Here is an 18,310-nt window from a genome sequence, read left to right as displayed (position 1 = left end):
TGGTTTTCTTGACAGCATGACCCGGACTTTCCAGTCTGAGCCGGCGACCGATGGCGGCAGGGAATCTGGGCCAACCGCGAGATGATCTGAATCGAGGCAGCGAGGAAGAGGCAGCACGGATGACCGGCAGCGTCAGGGAGGGAACGTCCGCCCTTCTCGTCAGCACAGATGGCCGGCTGCTGATGCAACTGCGCGACGACCTCCCACAAGTTAGCGATCGCGGAAAGCTCAGCCTGTTTGGCGGACGGCGGGAAGGCGCCGAGACCTTCCTCGAATGCGTGGTGCGCGAGATCCACGAGGAGATTGGCTACTACTTGCCGCCCGAGCGTTTCGAGTTGATCGGCCGCTATTCCGGTCCCGATCATGCAACGCCAAACGGCACGCTTCGTGGCGAGGTGTTCCTCGCGCGCGATGTGCCCATCGACCAATTGACGGTGACCGAAGGCCGCCTCGAGATCGTCGCCATCGACGACCTCGAACGCATCAGCGGCATGCTCGCGCGCCCGGCTACGTTTGCGCTGGAGATATTCCTGAAGCGCGAACCGATGACCTGAGCGCTGAAACCAGCGCGCGGATGTGATCGTCGATCATGGCCAACGCGACTGACGGATGAGCATAGTCAATATCGTGCACATGCCAGTAAGTCACCCTGCCGGCGACCTCGGGGAAGCGGCGCTCGATCAGCGGACGGTGCTCGGTCTCCTTGAGCGCGATCACGAGGTCGGCGTCGTCGAAGTCGGCCAATGAACAGGGCTGCGGAAAGCGCGCTGCGCCTTCCGGCACGATGCCGCTGGCGCGAAGACGATCATCGGCGAAGACGGACATTGGCCCGACATTGTCGGGCGATCCCCGCTCGGCCGCGCCTCTGGAGGACGCGCGCCACGCCAGTTGTTCGGCTCTTGCAAGATGATTGAACAGTTCCTCTGCGTAGCGACTGCGATAATAGTTGCCGGTGCAGAGAAAGAGGACACGCTTCATGGGCGTCATGATGGCCAAGATGGGCCCTCGCGGTCAACGGCGTTGCGAGCATGAGCCCCTTCCGCTCACGGACCGGGCGAATGACGGGCCGGCCCCGGGTTTCTTGAAACGACGGAACCGACCAGTCCTCAATCATCCCTGCCCGTCCCGTTGAGTTGGGCGCCAATTGCGGCGCCAATTTTGAGCAGCGGGCCGCAACCGAAAACGGCCCCAGCGTGGGTTGCTGAGGCCGTCATTCCGTCTGCTGGGGGCGCGGGCGCCAGTGAACAGGCCGCCTCGGTTCAGCAGAGCGCCGGTACATCCGCGGCTGTCTGAATTGTACTCGATGTCGCAGTGTGCCTGGCGAGGTCTCAGGGGGTACCCCACAGGGCGCATCCGGAAATGGGATCCGTTAGCAAATCAGCAACGTGATCGGCGCAGGCTTCTCTGAGGGACGGGACCGTTGGGGACGCAGCACGGTCACGTTTCGAAGGAGCTGGCGCGCCGGCCCTGAGCGTCGGCTCCTCTTTTGGACCTTGTGTGAGTTAGGCAACAGCTGTCACTCCAGGTACCTGCTAAGCAAGTGACGTTGGGAATTTCAGGGCCCTAGCGCTGGGAATGACAGGGCGCCGCCGGGACAAACCATTTCGGGCCCGGCGGCGTAGTTTTTGAGATTTGCCGCGCTGACGCATGAGAGGCGTCTCGATATGTCTGGCGACAAGATTGCTACAAAGACCGTGCTGTTAGCGCTGGCCATCGGCATTGCGGTATGGGCAACTATCGGGGCGCCCGAGCCAGGCACAAATTCGCCGATGCACGTCGCCAGCAGGCGATGAGGCCCTGCCGGCATGACCTATGCAGTTAAATTAACGCTGGGGATTTCAGTGTCCCAGTTCAGGAAGGAAACGCCGCCGGGCGTGTATTTTTGAGACCGGCGGCGTCTTTTCCTGGGACAGTGCCACCCTCGATCAGGCCGGCGTCACAGCGTCGATACCGAGCGATTCGGCACCGCGCGAACTCGGCCGGGGCTCAGAGCTGAGACTGAAGCGGCTGCGCGACAGCCGACCACCAGATGGCCGCAACGATGGTAACGGGTTGCGCGCCGCCGTATCCAGTAACCTCCCGCAGGACGTGATCTGCATAAAGTGATCGCTCCGGCGTTGTGCGGTTGTTTCTGAAGATTGCTCGGGCTGGAGCCGCGATGGTAGCTCTGACGAGCAATGCGTCGCGCACTACCTTGGGTTTTGGCCGTTACTTTTCTGATTGGTTTTGTCGCTTCCTTTGCGGAGCTGCAGAGGATGCGCAACCGCTTCGGTGAAGTGTCTCAGCACGCCTTTCACGATCATGCCGCGGTGCGCGAATTCATGATACGCGCTGCGCTCGCCGACGCGCCGGCTCCGATCGTCGTGCTTGGCGATAGCATCACCGAAATGGCTCCGCTGCCCCGGCTGCTCTGCGGACGTCCGGTCATCAATGCCGGCGTTGGCGGCCAGACCATCCCGGAGGCAAAGCAGCTCGCCGGGCGCGTGCTGCAGGACCAGAGCGCATTCCTGCTCGTGCTCGCGGTGGGCGCGAACGACGCCGGATCGCCAACGGCGCAACGCGACTTCGCCGACCTCATCGAGGCCGTCAAGCCGCTGTCGACGCGGCCATTGGTGGTCATTGCCGTCGCAGCTGACGAACGGACCAACCGCGCGATCGAAGCCGCCGCAGTTGCGCGTGGTGTTCGGTTCATCGACCCGCATCTGCCGCCCGGCGCGAAGATGGCCGACGGCATTCACTTCACCGCGGCCGCCTACAAGGCCTGGGTGCCGGCACTTGAGGCGGCGATCTCGGCGGAATGCACGATGTGACGTGCAGTCACGTCTGCCGGATGAACTCCGTAATCAGGCCGGCGATTTCCTCAGGCGCATCCTCGAAACAGTAATGCCCGACACCGGCAAGGCGCCTGACCGGTGCCGTCGGGAAGATTGCGGAGAACAGCGGCAGGAAATGCTCTGCGCGCAGCGTGCGGTCCGCTTCGCCCCAGATCGCGAGCGCAGGCTTGCTGCGAATCAAACGGTCGGCGGCGGGATCGGGCGTCTGGAATTGATGCGCGCCGGTCGCAAAGCCCTTGGCCCAACCGATCGCGCCGAGGCAGTCCGCCGGACGGGCGAAGTGCGCGCCGTAGGCGGCGAGCCAGGCGTCCGTGATGACGGCGTTGTTCTCGAATCCGTTCAGCTTCAGCGTGCTCAGGATGTTGAAGCCGAGCTGTCCGAGAACCGGCTCGAGGTCGCCGCTCGCCTCGGCCTTTGCGATCCATTGAAACCACGGCGAGACCTGCGCGTTGGCGGCGACGCGATCGAACAGATCGCTCTGCCCGAACGGCGTTGGCCCATTGGCGGAGACGATGCGGCGGATCCGGTCCGGATGCCGGGCCGCTAACCCCATGCCGACCGGGCCGCCGAAATCATGCATGACCACCGTGATGTCGGTGAGATCGAGCGCGCGGGCCAGCGCTTCGAGATTGTCGACATGGTCTTGCAGCCAATAGCTGCGATGCGCCGGCGTCGCGCTCTTGCCAAAACCCATGTGATCCGGAACAACCACCCGGTGCGTCGCACTGAGGTCCGGCACCAGGTGGCGGAACAGATAGCCCCAGCTTGGCTCGCCGTGCAGGCAAAGCACCACCTCGCCGTCCCGCGGACCTTCGTCGACATAATGCATCTGAAAGCCCGGCGCCGCGCTGAAATGCGGCGAGAACGGAAAAGTGCCGGCGAACGTGGCATCAGCCTGGATCACGGCTCTGACCTCGCATGGTTTCAATTTGAAACCAACGTATAGCGCTTGAGGTTTTACTTTGCAACCAATATATCGAATGAACGATCCGGGTGGTTTTCCGGCCGCGCCACTGAGCTCCGATCACCCCAGGGAATGTATTGAGGATCACGATGGCCAAGCGAGTGAGCCACAGGGACTCGTTGTGCGGTGTCGCCCGGCCGCTGGATGCGATCGGCGACTGGTGGTCGCTGCTGATTGTCCGCGATGCGTTCGACGGGCTGCGCCGCTTCGGCGAGTTTCAGAAGAGCCTCGGGCTTGCCAAGAACATCCTCTCGGCCCGGCTCCGCAATCTTCTGGCACACGGCATCATGGAGACGGTGCCGGCAAGCGACGGCAGCCCCTACCAGGAATATGTGCTGACCGAAAAGGGACGCGGCCTCTTTCCCCTCCTCGTTGCGCTCCGCCAGTGGGGCGAGGATTTCTTCTTTGAACCCGATGAGGCGCATGTGCTGCTGGTCGACCGCAAGAACGGGCTGCCGGTGCGGCGGCTCGAGCTGCGCGCGCAGGACGGACGCGTCGTTGGTGCGGAAGACACGATGGTGCGGCTGCCGCCGGCTTCACCTGAGTGAAAAGCGCGCGTGTCGCGCGCACCATCAACAGCAACCGGATGTTAACGCTCCGTGCCGCAGCATCCGCGCGTGGAGGTTCGACCAATGCAAACATTCCGGATTTCGCTGAGCGATGGGACGCGGCAATTCCACACGGCGATTCAGGCGCCGGACCCCGCTTCCGCGCGCATCAAGGCCGCCTACTTCTTCGATATCTCGAAGTGGCGGATTCTGAGCGTGTCGCTGAGTGGAGCCAGCGCCGCGGCGGCGTAATCGCTGCGCGCTCTACGCCATCCGATCGAGCTCGGGGCCGCAAGTCGTGCGATGGTAAGGTCGATTTCGGCGAGCGGATCGCCGTCCCCCAGAAACCAGGCTGCCGACAGGCCGGTCCAGGCCACGATCCATGACAGCAGGCGCCGGCGATCCAGCCGCGCGGCTTCCATGACGATGTCGAGCCGCCGCGCAAAGCGTCCGGGTTCGGTCGCGACCGGCCGTGTCGGATCCGCAAGATCCGGATTGGTGAAGATGTTGGCGAAGTCGAAGCCGCGCTCGCCGACGAGGTGCTTCGGATCGATCGCGAGCCATCCGCGCGCGCCGAAGTCGAGCACATTGTCATGGTGCAGGTCGCCATGCAGGACCACGATCTCACGCTGATCGCCCAGCAGAGCTTCGGCAACTTCCGCCGATCGGTTCAGAATGCCGCCATGTGCCCTTGCCGCGGGCCACAACTCACGAAACCAGTGCGTCAGCGGCGTCAGATCCGGCCGCGGCTTTGCTCTGTCGGCGTGAAGCCGATCGGCCGTTGCACAGAGAATCCTGCAGGCCTCGTCGTCCCGGCCGGTTCGCGCCATCTCGCTGAGCGAAGCCGAACCCGTTGCCCTTTCGAGCAGAAGAGCGTCGCCGTCACGGGCAAGAACCCGCGCCGCACCTTCACCGTCCCACCACTCCATCACGACGACACCGAGGCGTTCGTCCGGCTGGTGCGAGAGCTTGAGCATGGCCGGCTCCCCATGCCGGCGCACCGGCAGCAACCGTGCGGCGTGCGTCACGATCGGGTCGGCGTCGGCGACAAGACTCCAGGCCGAGAGATAGGGAGCGAACATTTGGGTGTGGACTGACCGAGGACCAAGAAGCGAGCCTCGTGGTTCTAATCATTGCTTCCGCGCGCCGCCACGCCGGTTCCCTGCGGCGCATCGCGGCAGGGCCACGCGAACCGGTTCCCCGCTGCCCTGCCCATGTTGGCTGATGACAGCCCCCACCCATCTCGCGCTACAATGTCGCAGCCGGTGCTACGGAGGGTGTGGCGATGCCGCGAAAGGGAATTACCGGACACGACGAATGGGTGGTCACGGAGGCCCTGGCCACAGCGCTGGTGGCGCTCGAACAGTTGCCGTCAAAGCATCAACCGCGCGCGCATATGGAGGATGTCCGAAAGATCCTGACCGCCAGATGCGAGGCCGGCGCCGTCACGCTGCATCTTGCGCAGGCCAAGTGCCGGCTGTTTCCCGACACCGATCCCCTGACCATCTACGAGCAATACGGCCTCAAGGACGGGCTCGGCTAGCGCGCGCCGCCTGCAGAGCTAGAGCGTTTTCGAGCGAAGTGGACACCGGTTCGCGTGAAGAAAACGCGTCAAAACAAGAATCTAGAGCTTCGGTTCTGATTCAATCAGAACCGAAAATGCTCTAGTCGCGGCTGACGCGCCAGATCGTGCCGTTGCCGTCTTCGGAGACCAGCAGTGCACCGTCGCGCGCGACCGTCACGCCGACCGGACGGCCCCAAACCTCATTGTCGCCGATGACGAAGCCGGTGACGAAATCCTCGTATTCGCCGGTCGGCACGCCGTCCTTCAGCCTGATGCGGATGACCTTGTAGCCGGTGCGCTTCGACCGATTCCACGAGCCGTGTTCGGCGGCAAAAGCATCGCCGCGATATTCCGGCGGAAAACTGCTGCCGGTGTAGAAGGTCAGGCCAAGCGACGCCGAGTGGGCCTGCAACAGCACGTCGGGGACTGTCACCTTGTCCTTCAGGTCGGGCCGCGCGCCGGCATGCGCGGGGTCTTCGTTGCCGCCGATGTAGTACCAAGGCCAGCCGTAGAACGCGCCTTCGCGGACCCGTGTCACATAGTCGGGCACAAGATTGTCGCCGCGGCCGTCGCGCTCGTTGGTCGAACACCACGGCGTACCGCTTCCGGGCTGGACCGCAAGTCCGACGCAGTTGCGGATCCCCGTGGCAAACAGCTTCTGGTTCTTGCCGTCGGGATCGAAGGCGAGCACGGCGGCGCGGTCGGTCTCGTCGCCCCAGGCCGCGCCGAGTGCTTGGTCTCGGCTCCAGGCCTCGATGCCCTTCGGCGGGCGGCCCAGCCCCTCGCCTGCATTGCCGGCGGAGCCGACCGACACCAGCATCCGCTTGTCGTCCGGCGTGAACACGATATCACGCGTGGAATGGCCGTAGCCGTGCGGCAGCCGGGCGACGATCGTCTCGGGCTTTCCCGACGCCTTGAGATCGCCGTTACGGTAGGCAAAGCGCACGACGCTGTCGGTGTTGGCGACATAGAGCCATTGCGGAGCGTCACCGCTCGGGAAGAATGCGATGCCGAACGGCTGGTTCAATCCGGTTGCGTAGACTTCATTGGTCGCAGGCCTGGCAGCACCATCGGCGCTGCGCAGAATACGAATGCGGCCCGAGCCGGTTTCCACGACGAAGATATCGCCATTGGGCGCGGTCCGGATGATTCGTGGGCCGCTGAGCCCGCTCGCGAACAGTTCGACCTTGAACCCTGCCGGCACCTGCGGCGTGACCGATGCAGGTCTCGGCATGACGCGCGGAAACTTGCTGCTCGACGCCGTTGCCCCGGGCTTGGGTAAGTCCTGCGGTGTGATCAGGCGCACCGTGCCCGGCTTATCGCGTTGCCAATCGCCGAAGGCTTCCGCGCCTTTCAGCACGGGCTCGGCGCCCGACCGCGTGATGCTGACCGCCGCGAGGAAAACGACCGACAAACCCGCACCGGCAAGATTCCTCCTGGGCATATGCTCCTCGCGCGATTTCCCTTCGGTCACGCCCGTCATAGCGCGGTTCGGCCGCTCCCGCGTTCACAATGTCGTCTGCTTTAATGCCCCTTGGGCGGCGCCGTCAGATCGAGCGGTTTGATAATCAGCGCCAGCGGAATCATCACGAGCCCGATGATCGAGAGCATCCAGAACACGTCGATATAGGCGAGCAGGTCCACCTGCCGCTGCAAGGTCTGGCCGACCCAGGCGACCGCCTGGGACGCGGCATCCGATGCATTCGACCCCTGTGCCTGAAAGAAACGCGTCATCGTGTCGATGGTCTGCTGATACCCGATATCCGATGGCGCGGCATGCTCGACCAGTCGGCTCTGGTGGAATTGCTGGCGTTGCGCCAGCGCGGTCTGGGCCAGTGCGACGCCCATCGACCCGCCGATATTGCGCGCGACATTGATCAGGGCCGAGGCCTGGTTGGTCTTGTCCGGCGGCACGCCGTCATATGAGGCCGTCGTGACTGGCAAGAACAGGAACGGAAGCCCGGCGGAGAGGAAGATGCGTGCGAGCGCGGCGTAGCCATAGGTGATGTCGCCGTTCAGTCCCGTCAGATGCCACATCGAGAACGCGACGATGCAGCCGCCGACGGCGATCAGATATTTCGGCTGGACGCGGCTGACGAGGTTGCCGACCACCGGCATCAAGATCAGCGTGACGACGCCGCCGGGCGACAGTGCGAGCCCTGCCAGCAGCGCGGTATAGTTCAGCTCGGTCTGCAACAGCTGCGGCAGGAGCTGCGTCGACGAGATCAGGACCGCGCCGGTGCACAGCATCACCAGGAAACACGATCCGAACTGGCGGCGTCCCAGCAGGCGGAGATCGACGATCGGGTCCTTGCGCGTCAGCTCCCACGGGATCAGCGCGATCAGACAAATCGCCGAGGCCAGCGCGAAACCGACGATCATGTCGGACGCGAACCAGTCCTTGCGCTGGCCTTCGTCGAGCACGAATTCGAGCGAACCGAGCCCGATCGCGACCAGCACGAAGCCGATATAGTCGACGCGCAGGCCGTCCTTGAGCAGGTCCTTGCGCTCCTCCTCGGCGCCGGACGGCTCCTTGACCAGCGTCCCGACCAGGATTAGCGAGAGCAAGCCCATCGGCACGTTGATCAGAAAGATCCAGTGCCAGCTGTAGGTATCGGTGATCCAGCCGCCGAGCGTCGGCCCGACCACGGGAGCAACGACCACTGCGACGCCGTAGATCGCGAACGCCTGGCCACGCTTGGCCGGCGGAAAGGAGTCGGCGAGGATCGCCTGCTCGCTCGTCGCCATCCCGCCGCCGCCGAGGCCCTGGATGATCCGGAACAGAACCAGCGCCTCCAGGCTCCAGGCAAGCCCGCACAGCAGGGACGCGAATGCGAAGGTGCCGACGCAGATCATGTAGAAGCGCTTGCGACCGATCACGGTCGAGAGCCAGCCCGAGATCGACAGCACGATCGCGTTGGCGACCAGATAGCTGGTGATGACATAGGTGCTCTCGTCGATGCCGACCGCCAGGCCGCCAGCGATATGGCGCAAGGCCACATTGGCGATCGTGGTGTCCAGCACCTCCATGAACGTCGCGATCGAGACGACGAAGGCGATCAGATAGGGATTATGTCCGCCGGCAGCCGAACGCTCCGGCGACCAGGCCGCGCCGCCGCCTGCCGCAACGTCGCTCATCGCACCCTGGTCCAGGGCACGACGGACATGCCCGGCCCGATCGGAACGTCATTCGGCCAATTGTCGATCAGGATCTTCACGGGAACGCGCTGCACGACCTTGACGAAATTGCCGGTCGCGTTCTCCGCCGGCAGCAGGCTGAACGCAGTGCCCGAGCCCGGCTGAACCGAAGCCACGCGGCCGGTGAGCTTGCGCCCCGGATACGCATCGATCCTGATCTCGACCGGCTGGCCGGGGCGCATATCCGCCAGCTGCGTTTCCTTGTAGTTGGCGGTGATCCAGACCTCGTCAGGAACGAACATCATGATGCTCTGGGCCGGCGCCACATAGGTGCCGACCGCGCCGCTCAGCTTGACGACGCGTCCGGATTGCGCCGCGACGATGCTTGTATATTGCAGGTTCAATTTGGCCTGATCGAGCTGTGCCTGCGCCTGCTCCAGCGATGCCTTGCTGCTCTTGAGCTGAGCCTCGAGCGTCTTGACGCCGAGCTCGGCCGCAGTCACTGCCGTCCTGGCGCGGCTGGCATTGGCCTGCTGGGCGTCGAGATCCGAGCGGGTCTGCTGCTGCCGCTGCACCGTGCCCGCCCCCTTCTCGACGAGGTTCTGGGCGCGCTCCGCCTCCTCCCGCGCGAACTTCAATTGCGCCTCGGCCTGCTGCTGCTGCGCCTTGGCTTCCTTGATCTGCTCCTGCTGGCTGTCGATCTGGGCATCGACATTGGCGACATTAGCCTCTGCGACCGCGACCTGCGCGCCGGCCTGATCGACGGCGATCTTGTAGTCGCGCTCGTCGATCCTCGCGAGGAGGTCGCCGGCATTGACGTGCTGGTTGTCGGTGACGGGGACCTCGACGACGTAGCCGCCCACCTTTGCCGCCACCGCAAAGCTGCGTGCGGCCACGAACGCGTCGTCGGTCGATTCATAGTGACGCACGTTGAGCCAATAGCTCACACCACCGATGATCGCGAGCAGGAGCAGACAGGCGCCGACTGTGGCGAGCAGCCAGTGCTCGCGCAGCCGGTCGCGCATTGATGGCTTGCGCCCGGTTTCCTGCTGTGGCGAGGATGCGCTGTGGGGTGGCGATCCTTGCTCGGGATTGCGCTTGGGCTGCCGCGGCTTCTCCCCGGACGGCCCGCGCTCTCGGGTTTGGGCATCCACGGCAGCACCTCAAGCCACGAATGGAGCGATCAAGCCCCGTTAACCGCAGCGTCCGGCGCTTGGTTCCTGTCCGGCCCGAGGCGCTACACGGCTCTGGAACTGACCAAGGGCTTACGTTCGGCTGCCGACGGTTCGCGGAACGCCGGCGTCTCCCCGACAATCGGCTTGAGCGGAACCGTGAGCCGGCACACCAGGCCCTCGGCGCGCCAATCGAAGTCGGCGCGCCCGCCGAGCTGGGTTTCGATACTGGCGATCACGCTTCGGGTGCCGAAACCTTTCTGCTTCGGCTTGGTCACGGGAGGTCCGCCGGATTCCACCCAGACCAGGATCAGTGTGTCGTCGTGCAGTTCCCAGGTGATCGCGAGCCGGCCCGCCAGCACCGACAGGCTGCCATATTTGGCGGAGTTGGTGACGAGCTCATGCAGCGCCAGTGCCAGCGTCTGCGCGGTCGCGGGCTGCAACTGCACCTCCGCGCCATCGATCTGGATCTGCCCGGCTTCCGAATACGGCGCGATCTCCTCGGTAACCAGCCGCCGGATTTCAGCGCCCTGCCAGCTCGACAGCGACAGCACGGTGTGAACGCGTGCCAGCGCCGTGATGCGGCCCTCGACCGCCCGCACATAGGCGGTCACGTTCTGCGCGCGCGTCAGCCGTACGATCGATTGCGCCAGCGCGAGCGCGTTCTTGGCGCGATGGTCGACCTCGCGGGTCAACAGGCTCTGCCGCTCCTCGGCCTTCTTGCGGTCGGTGATGTCGACGGTGACGCCGCTCACCCGGACCACCTTGCCGTTGCGATCGCTGGTGGCCGCGGCCGTGCCGACGCACCAGCGCACCTCGCCGTCCGGCCGCATGATGCGGAATTCGGTTTCGTAGGACGTCTGGCCCTTGCCGAAGCCGGTCCAGGCTTGCCGGAGGTGCTCGACATCGTCGGGATGAAACAGCGCCTGTATATTGTCGGAGGTGAGCTTGAAGGACTTCGGGTCAACGCCGAAGATCTTGTATTGCCCCTCGTCCCACATCCAGTCGCCGTTGACCCAATCCCAGTCCCACGAACCCATCTTGCCGGCGGCAATCGCCATGCTGCGGCGCGCCTCGCTCTCGACAAGCCGCGTGGTCGACTGCTCGAGCTCGGCGGTGCGCGCGCGCACGCGGTCCTCGAGCTCCGCGTTGAGGCGTTCGAGCTGCCGTGTCTTGCGGTAGAGCTCGGCGAATACGCGGATCTTTGCCCGCAGCACCTCGGGCACGACAGGCACCGGCACGTAATCGACCGCGCCCATCTCGTAGCCGCGAAGCCGGTCGATATCGCTGACCTGGATTGCCGAGATGAAGATCATCGCGGTCTTCTGGAATCGCGGATGTTCGCGGATCATCGCCGCGAGCTCGAAGCCGTCGAGCTCTGGCATACAGACGTCGACCAGGATGACCGCGACTTCGTTCTTGAGCAGGAACTCCAGCGCCTCGCGGCCCGACGACGCGGCGACGAGCGTCTCGCCGAGCTCCTTCAGGATGACCTCATAGGCCAGCAGCTTCGCCGGCTGGTCATCGACCAGAAGGATGTTTACCTTTTCGTGGTCCATCATGTTCGATCGCCGATCAGCGGTGCAGCCACATGCGGATCGCCAGCAGCAGTTGCTCGGTGTTCACGGGTTTCGCCAGATAGTCGGACGCGCCTGCCTCCAGGCATTTCTCTCGATCGCCTTTCATCGCCTTCGCGGTCAGCGCGATGATCGGCAGCCGCGCGAAGGCGGGGTTTTGCCGGATGGCGCCGATGGTCTGGTAACCGTCCATCTGCGGCATCATGATGTCCATCAGCACGATCGCAATCTTGGGATTGGATTCGACCAGCGAGATGGCCTCGTGACCGGTTGTCGCAGTCAACACCTTCATACCTCGCCGCTCCAACACGCTCGAGAGCGCGAAGATGTTGCGGGCATCGTCGTCGACCAGCAGTGCGGTCTTGCCAATGAGATCTTCGTCGGAACTATTGAGCTTCTCCAGCATCCTCTGTTTTTCGACGGGCAATTCCGTGATCACACGATGCAGGAACAGTGACGTTTCGTCGAGCAGACGCTCCGGCGATTCCACGCCCTTGACGACGATGCTGCGCGCCATCGTGTGCAGTTCCGCGTCTTCTTCCGCTGAAAGTTCCCGGCCCGTAAACACGACAACGGGAATATTGGAGAGCGTCTCGTCCTTGCGGATCTGATCCAGCACTTCGAAACCGCTCATGTCGGGCAGGCGCAGGTCGAGCACGACGCAGTCGCACGGATTTTCGCGCAATGTCGAGAGTGCCCCTGCCCCGGTGCCGGTGGTCACGATCTCGATATCCTCGTGCCCGAGCAGTTCGGTAATACTGAGCTGCTCCGCCGCATTGTCCTCCACAATCAGCAGGCGCTTGCGGCGTGGCCTGGCGTATTCCTTGATCTGCGTCAGCGCCGCGCTGACGCCTTCCGTCGTCGTCGGCTTGTTGACGAAGGAGAAGGCGCCGCGCGCCAGCGCGTGCTGTCGGTCCTCGTCGAGCGTGATGATCTGAACCGGAATGTGACGGGTCAGCGGATTGTGCTTGAGCTGGCTCAGCACCGTCCAGCCCAGCATGTCGGGCAGGAAGACGTCGAGCGACACCGCGCTCGGCTGGAACTGCTTGGCAAGATCCAGCGCTTCGGCGCCGCGGCTTGCGACCAGCACCTTGAAGCCCTTGTCGCGGGCCAGATCGATCAGCACCCGCGCGTAATGCGGATCGTCCTCGACGATCAGCAGGATGGTGTCGCCGGGCTCGAGATCGAGCCGGTCGTCCGGAAGCTGCTCGATCACACGCTCTTGCGCGCCGGACGCCTGCAGCGCCGGTGCCGGCGTGTGCGGCATCGGGAGCGGCTGGGCCTGCTGACGCAGCGCCACCGACGGTCCGGCATATTTCAGCGGCAGATAGAGCGTGAAGGTCGAGCCCTTGCCCGGCGCGCTGCGCAGATGGATCTCGCCGCCGAGCAGGCCCGCGAGCTCACGGCTGATCGCCAGTCCAAGACCAGTGCCGCCATATTTGCGGCTGGTGCCGGCGTCGGCTTGCTGGAACGCCTCGAAGATCAGCTTCTGCTTGTCCTGTGGAATGCCGATGCCGGTATCCGACACCTCGAACGCAACGACCGCGGGCGCCGCATTGAGGATCGGGTGCTCCACACTCCAGCCGCCGAGCGCGGCCGACACGGTCAGGCTGACGCCGCCTTCCGCGGTAAACTTGAACGCATTCGACAGCAGGTTCTTGAGCACCTGCTGCAGTCGCTTGGAGTCGGTAACCATGCTGCGCGCCAGATTGGCGTCGACATCGATGCTGAACGAGAGATGCCGGTTCTCCGCCTCGTGCCGGAACGGCCGTCCGACGGTTTCGAGCAGGCTCGATGTCAGAATTTCCTCGGCCTCGACCGTCACCGTTCCGGACTCGATCTTGGAGAGATCGAGGATGTCGCTGATCAGGTTCAACAGGTCGGTGCCGGCGCCGTGAATGGTGCGGGCAAACTCGACCTGCTTGCCGGTCAGATTGCCGTCGGGATTTTCGGTGAGCTGCTGGCCCAGGATCAGGATCGAGTTCAGCGGCGTCCGCAACTCGTGCGACATGTTGGCGAGGAATTCGGATTTGTACTTCGAAGTCAGCGACAGCTCGGTCGCCTTCTCTTCCAGCGCGCGCCGCGCCTGCTCGATTTCCTGGTTCTTGCGCTCGACGTCGACATTGCGTTCGGCAAGCTGCTGGGCCTTCTGCTCCAGTTGATCGTTGGTCTGCTGCAACTCCTTCTGCTGGGTCTGCAACTCGCCGGCGAGCTGTTGCGACTGCTTGAGCAGCGCCTCGGTCTGCATCGTCGCCTCGATGCTGTTAAGCACGATGCCGATGCTGTCGGTCAACTGCTCGAGGAAGGTGATCTGCGAGGTCGTGAACGAGGAGATCGAGGACAGCTCGATCACTGCCTTGACCTGGTTCTCGAACTGCACCGGAAACACGACGAGGTTCTTCGGCATGATCCGCATCAAGGCCGAATTGATCGGCACCGCATCGCCGGGAATCTCGGAGACGAGGCGCTGGCGCTTGTCGAGCGCGCATTGGCCGATCAGTCCCTCGCCGAACTGGACGATCTGCGGATGCGGATTGCTGCTGTCGCTGGCATAGGCCGACAACAGGCGCAACTGCGCGGTCTCTGGATTGTCGACCTGGTAGATCACGCCCATATGCGCGTTGATCAGCGGCGCAAGCTCGGTCAGCAGCAGCCGGCCGACGGTCGCAAGATCGCGCTGGCCCTGCAGCATGTTGGTGAAGCGCGCCAGATTGGTCTTCAGCCAGTCCTGTTCGGTGTTGCGCTCCGTGGTGAGACGGAGGTTGCCGATCATCGTGTTGATGTTGTCCTTCAGCTCCGCGACTTCGCCGCGGACGTCGACCTGGATCGAGCGCGTCAGGTCGCCCTTGGTCACGGCGGTGGCCACTTCCGCGATCGCGCGCACCTGCGAGGTCAGGTTGGCCGCGAGCAGGTTGACGTTGCCGGTGAGATCCTTCCAGGTGCCGGCCGCGCCAGGCACGTTGGCCTGACCGCCGAGCCGTCCCTCGACGCCGACCTCGCGCGCCACGCTGGTGACCTGTTCGGCGAAGGTCGCGAGCGTCTCGGTCATGTTGTTGATGGTGTCGGCGAGCGCGGCCACCTCGCCCTTCGACTTCACCGTCAGGTTCTGCTTCAGATCGCCATTGGCGACCGCGGTCACCACCTTGACGATGCCGCGCACCTGCTCGGTCAGGTTGACCGCCATGACGTTGACGGTGTCGGTGAGGTCCTTCCAGGTGCCGGCAACGCCGCGCACCTCGGCCTGGCCGCCAAGCTTGCCTTCGGTGCCGACCTCGCGCGCCACGCGCGTCACCTCGCCGGCGAAGGCGTTGAGCTGGTCGACCATGGTGTTGATGGTGTTCTTGAGCTCGAGGATTTCGCCCTTCACGTCGACCGTGATCTTGCGCGAGAGGTCGCCGCGCGCCACCGCGGTGGTGACTTCGGCGATGTTGCGCACCTGGGTGGTCAGGTTCGCGGCCAGCAGGTTGACGTTGTCGGTGAGGTCCTTCCAGGTGCCGCCGACGCCGGGCACCACGGCCTGGCCGCCGAGTCGTCCCTCGGTGCCGACCTCGCGCGCCACGCGCGTCACTTCGGCGGCGAACGAGCGCAGCTGCTCGACCATCGTGTTCAGGGTGTCCTTGAGCAGCAGGATCTCACCGCGCACGTCCACCGTGATCTTCTTCGAGAGGTCGCCGCCGGCGATCGCGCTCGCGACTTCGGCGATGTTGCGGACCTGCGCCGTCAGGTTCGACGCCATGAAGTTGACGTTGTCGGTCAAATCCTTCCAGGTGCCGGCGACGCCGGGCACTTCGGCCTGGCCGCCGAGCTTGCCCTCGGTGCCGACCTCGCGCGCCACGCGCGTCACCTCGCCCGCAAACGCATTGAGCTGGTCCACCATCGTGTTGATGGTGTTCTTGAGCTCGAGGATTTCGCCCTTCACGTCGACGGTGATCTTGCGCGACAGGTCGCCGCGCGCCACGGCAGTGGTCACCTCGGCGATGTTGCGGACCTGCGCGGTCAAGTTGCCGGCCATCGAGTTGACGTTGTCGGTCAAGTCTTTCCAGGTGCCGGCGACGCCGGGCACGTTGGCCTGGCCGCCGAGGCTGCCGTCGGTGCCGACCTCGCGCGCCACGCGCGTCACCTCGCCGGCGAAGCGGTTGAGCTGGTCGACCATCGTATTCAGCGTCTGCTTCAGCTGAAGGATCTCGCCGCGGACGTCGACCGTGATCTTGCGCGACAGGTCGCCGCCGGCGATCGCGGTCGCGACCTCGGCGATGTTACGGACCTGCGCCGTGAGATTGCCGGCCATCGAGTTGACGCTGTCGGTGAGGTCCTTCCAGGTGCCGGCGACGCCGGGCACCTCGGCCTGGCCGCCGAGTTTGCCATCGGTACCGACCTCGCGCGCCACGCGCGTCACCTCACCGGCGAAGGCGTTGAGCTGGTCCACCATCGTATTCAGCGTTTCCTTCAGCTGAAGGATTTCGCCCGACACGTTCACCGTGATCTTCTTCGACAGGTCGCCCTTCGCCACCGCGGTCGCGACCTCGGCGATGTTGCGGACCTGCGCGGTCAGGTTCGAGGCCATCGAGTTGACGCTGTCGGTGAGATCCTTCCAGGTGCCGGCGACGCCGCGCACCTCGGCCTGGCCGCCAAGCTTGCCTTCGGTGCCGACCTCGCGCGCCACGCGCGTCACCTCGCCCGCGAAGGCGTTGAGCTGGTCCACCATCGTGTTGATAGTGTCCTTCAGCTCGAGGATTTCGCCGCGCACGTCCACCGTGATCTTCTTGGAGAGGTCGCCGCCCGCGACCGCCGTCGTCACGGCGGCGATGTTGCGGACCTGCGCAGTCAGGTTCGACGCCATGAAGTTGACGTTGTCGGTCAGATCCTTCCAGGTGCCGGCGACCCCGAGCACGTTGGCCTGGCCGCCGAGCTTGCCTTCGGTGCCGACCTCGCGCGCCACGCGCGTCACTTCCGACGCGAAGGCGTTGAGCTGGTCGACCATGGTGTTGAGCGTTTCCTTCAGCTGAAGGATCTCGCCCGACACGTTGACCGTGATCTTCTTCGAGAGGTCGCCGCCGGCGATCGCGGTCGCGACGTCGGCGATGTTGCGGACCTGCGCGGTCAGGTTCGACGCCATGAAGTTGACGTTGTCGGTCAAGTCCTTCCAGGTGCCGGCAACGCCGGGCACCTGGGCCTGGCCGCCGAGCTTGCCTTCGGTGCCGACCTCGCGCGCCACGCGCGTCACTTCCGACGCGAACGAGTTGAGCTGGTCCACCATCGTGTTGATGGTGTCCTTCAGCTCCAAAATCTCGCCGCTGACGTCGACCGTGATCTTGCGCGACAGGTCGCCGCGCGCCACGGCCGTGGTCACGTTGGCGATGTTGCGCACCTGGGCGGTCAGGTTGCCGCACATCGCGTTTACGGAGTCGGTGAGGTCCTTCCAGGTACCGGCGACGCCGGGCACGATCGCCTGGCCGCCGAGCTTGCCGTCGGTGCCGACCTCGCGCGCCACGCGCGTCACTTCCGATGCGAACGAACGCAGCTGATCGACCATCGTGTTGATGGCTTCCTTCAGCTGCAAGATCTCGCCGCGAACGTCGACCGTGATCTTCTTGGACAGGTCGCCGTTGGCGACCGCGATCGTCACCTCGGCGATGTTGCGGACCTGGCCGGTCAGGTTGTTGGCCATCGAGTTGACGCTCTCGGTCAGGTCCTTCCAGACGCCGGTCACTTCCGGCACCTGGGCCTGGCCGCCGAGCTTGCCCTCGGTGCCGACTTCGCGTGCCACGCGCGTGACCTCCGAGGTGAACACCGAGAGCTGCTTGATCATCGTGTTGACGATGTTCGCCGACTGCAGGAATTCGCCGCGCAGCGGCCGGCCCTCGACGTCGAGCTGCACGGTCTGCAGCAGGTCGCCCTGCGCCACCGCGGCGACAGCGCGGGTGACCTCGCGGGTCGGCCACAGCAGATCGTCGATCAGCGTGTTGACCGAGCTCTCCATATCGGCCCAGGCGCCGCTGGCGAGGCCGAAATTGACGCGCTGGCGGGTCTGCCCCTCGCGGCCGACGACCTGGCCGACGCGCGCCAATTGCTGCGCCATGCGCTCGTTGGCGGCTGCGATTTCGTTGAAGGCGTCCGCGATCTTGCCGTCGATGCCGAGATAGTCGCCACGCATCCGAACCGAGAAGTCGCCGGCACGCATCGCCTGCAGCGACTGCAGCAGGTCGTGCGAGGAATCGAGGCTTCCGTTGGATGATTGGGCGCGGCGTGTATCAGCACGGGGACGAGGCGGCGAACCGAGATCGGTCATGTAATTTCCCCTACGCGCTGGCCGCGAATCCAGAGACTCGGAAAGGCCAGTGCGACCATAAGAATGACTGCCCTTGATCTATTCAAGCGGGAAAACGCCAAAGCCGCAATTTCTGACGCAAACCGAGTACCTTAATCGCGACTGGAACCAAAAGTTCCAACCGCCGGCGGGACTTTTCTGAAGGCCGACCCAGCCGGCCGGATTACCCCGCGATCCTCGTGTCC

11 protein-coding genes and 1 pseudogene are annotated in these 18,310 nt (G+C 64.6%); 4 read left to right on the top strand and 8 right to left on the bottom strand.

Features of this window, described 5'->3' with window-relative positions:
- The first annotated feature begins 119 nt into the window (after window positions 1-119).
- On the top strand, window positions 120-554 hold the full coding sequence (locus E2I15_RS07190; RefSeq protein ID WP_170991685.1) for an NUDIX domain-containing protein: 435 nt from the start codon (window positions 120-122) through the stop codon (window positions 552-554).
- Here the strand turns inward: E2I15_RS07190 and E2I15_RS07185 are convergent.
- Window positions 508-987: an arsenate-mycothiol transferase ArsC gene (locus E2I15_RS07185; RefSeq protein WP_137482067.1), complete on the bottom strand. Its 480-nt coding sequence runs from the start codon at window positions 985-987 to the stop codon at window positions 508-510. The genes E2I15_RS07190 and E2I15_RS07185 overlap by 47 nt on opposite strands.
- A gap of 1,268 nt (window positions 988-2,255) precedes the next feature.
- Between E2I15_RS07185 and E2I15_RS07180 the strand changes: the two genes are divergently transcribed.
- Entirely contained in the window at window positions 2,256-2,810 is a 555-nt protein-coding gene (locus tag E2I15_RS07180) for an SGNH/GDSL hydrolase family protein (protein ID WP_170991634.1), read from the top strand.
- Window positions 2,811-2,817: 7 nt separating this feature from the next.
- Here the strand turns inward: E2I15_RS07180 and E2I15_RS07175 are convergent, their stop codons facing one another.
- Window positions 2,818-3,738, bottom strand: coding sequence for an alpha/beta fold hydrolase (locus tag E2I15_RS07175; RefSeq protein ID WP_137480644.1), 921 nt, complete (start codon window positions 3,736-3,738; stop codon window positions 2,818-2,820).
- A gap of 149 nt (window positions 3,739-3,887) precedes the next feature.
- On the opposite strand from E2I15_RS07175, the gene E2I15_RS07170 reads away from it, so the two are divergent.
- Window positions 3,888-4,346 carry a winged helix-turn-helix transcriptional regulator gene (locus tag E2I15_RS07170; protein WP_137480646.1) on the top strand — a complete coding sequence of 153 codons (459 nt, stop codon included), beginning with the start codon at window positions 3,888-3,890 and terminating at the stop codon, window positions 4,344-4,346.
- A gap of 290 nt (window positions 4,347-4,636) precedes the next feature.
- Here E2I15_RS07170 and E2I15_RS07165 read toward each other — a convergent pair.
- A pseudogene (locus E2I15_RS07165) lies at window positions 4,637-5,428 on the bottom strand (aminoglycoside phosphotransferase family protein); the annotation flags it as partial.
- A gap of 203 nt (window positions 5,429-5,631) precedes the next feature.
- Between E2I15_RS07165 and E2I15_RS07160 the strand changes: the two are divergent.
- Entirely contained in the window at window positions 5,632-5,889 is a 258-nt protein-coding gene (locus E2I15_RS07160; RefSeq protein WP_026192768.1) for a hypothetical protein, read from the top strand.
- 121 nt (window positions 5,890-6,010) lie between these two features.
- Here the strand turns inward: E2I15_RS07160 and E2I15_RS07155 are convergent, their stop codons facing one another.
- From E2I15_RS07155 to E2I15_RS07135, 5 genes are all read right to left on the bottom strand, one after another.
- Window positions 6,011-7,354, bottom strand: coding sequence for a PQQ-dependent sugar dehydrogenase (locus E2I15_RS07155; RefSeq protein WP_137480650.1), 1,344 nt, complete (start codon window positions 7,352-7,354; stop codon window positions 6,011-6,013).
- A gap of 80 nt (window positions 7,355-7,434) precedes the next feature.
- On the bottom strand, window positions 7,435-9,048 hold the full coding sequence (locus E2I15_RS07150; protein ID WP_137480652.1) for a DHA2 family efflux MFS transporter permease subunit: 1,614 nt from the start codon (window positions 9,046-9,048) through the stop codon (window positions 7,435-7,437).
- A complete protein-coding gene (locus tag E2I15_RS07145) occupies window positions 9,045-10,202 on the bottom strand; it encodes an HlyD family secretion protein (RefSeq protein ID WP_137480654.1) in 1,158 nt (385 codons plus the stop codon). Before E2I15_RS07145 ends, E2I15_RS07150 begins: the two co-directional genes overlap by 4 nt.
- 83 nt (window positions 10,203-10,285) lie before the next feature.
- Complete coding sequence (locus E2I15_RS07140; protein WP_137480949.1) at window positions 10,286-11,779, bottom strand: sensor histidine kinase; 1,494 nt, start codon at window positions 11,777-11,779, stop codon at window positions 10,286-10,288.
- A 16-nt stretch (window positions 11,780-11,795) separates the two neighbouring features.
- A complete protein-coding gene (locus E2I15_RS07135; RefSeq protein WP_422109862.1) occupies window positions 11,796-18,086 on the bottom strand; it encodes a HAMP domain-containing protein in 6,291 nt (2,096 codons plus the stop codon).
- Window positions 18,087-18,310 lie beyond the last annotated feature (224 nt).

Origin of the sequence: Bradyrhizobium sp. BR2003, from assembly GCF_009720285.1 — a bacterium.
Classification (GTDB): Bacteria; Pseudomonadota; Alphaproteobacteria; order Rhizobiales; family Xanthobacteraceae; genus Bradyrhizobium; species Bradyrhizobium elkanii.
Note: the sequence above shows the minus strand (reverse complement) of the source record. Positions and strands in the feature narration are given on the sequence as shown.

Excerpts from the sequence above, each read along its gene's own strand:
- E2I15_RS07155 (WP_137480650.1), bottom strand. The coding sequence starts at position 7,354 with ATGCCCAGGAGGAATCTTGCCGGTGCGGGTTTGTCGGTCGTTTTCCTC.
- E2I15_RS07160 (WP_026192768.1), top strand. The coding sequence starts at position 5,632 with ATGCCGCGAAAGGGAATTACCGGACACGACGAATGGGTGGTCACGGAG.
- E2I15_RS07190 (WP_170991685.1), top strand. The coding sequence starts at position 120 with ATGACCGGCAGCGTCAGGGAGGGAACGTCCGCCCTTCTCGTCAGCACA.
- E2I15_RS07140 (WP_137480949.1), bottom strand. The coding sequence starts at position 11,779 with ATGGACCACGAAAAGGTAAACATCCTTCTGGTCGATGACCAGCCGGCG.
- E2I15_RS07150 (WP_137480652.1), bottom strand. The coding sequence starts at position 9,048 with ATGAGCGACGTTGCGGCAGGCGGCGGCGCGGCCTGGTCGCCGGAGCGT.
- E2I15_RS07180 (WP_170991634.1), top strand. The coding sequence starts at position 2,256 with ATGCGCAACCGCTTCGGTGAAGTGTCTCAGCACGCCTTTCACGATCAT.
- E2I15_RS07135 (WP_422109862.1), bottom strand. The coding sequence starts at position 18,086 with ATGACCGATCTCGGTTCGCCGCCTCGTCCCCGTGCTGATACACGCCGC.
- E2I15_RS07185 (WP_137482067.1), bottom strand. The coding sequence starts at position 987 with ATGACGCCCATGAAGCGTGTCCTCTTTCTCTGCACCGGCAACTATTAT.
- E2I15_RS07170 (WP_137480646.1), top strand. The coding sequence starts at position 3,888 with ATGGCCAAGCGAGTGAGCCACAGGGACTCGTTGTGCGGTGTCGCCCGG.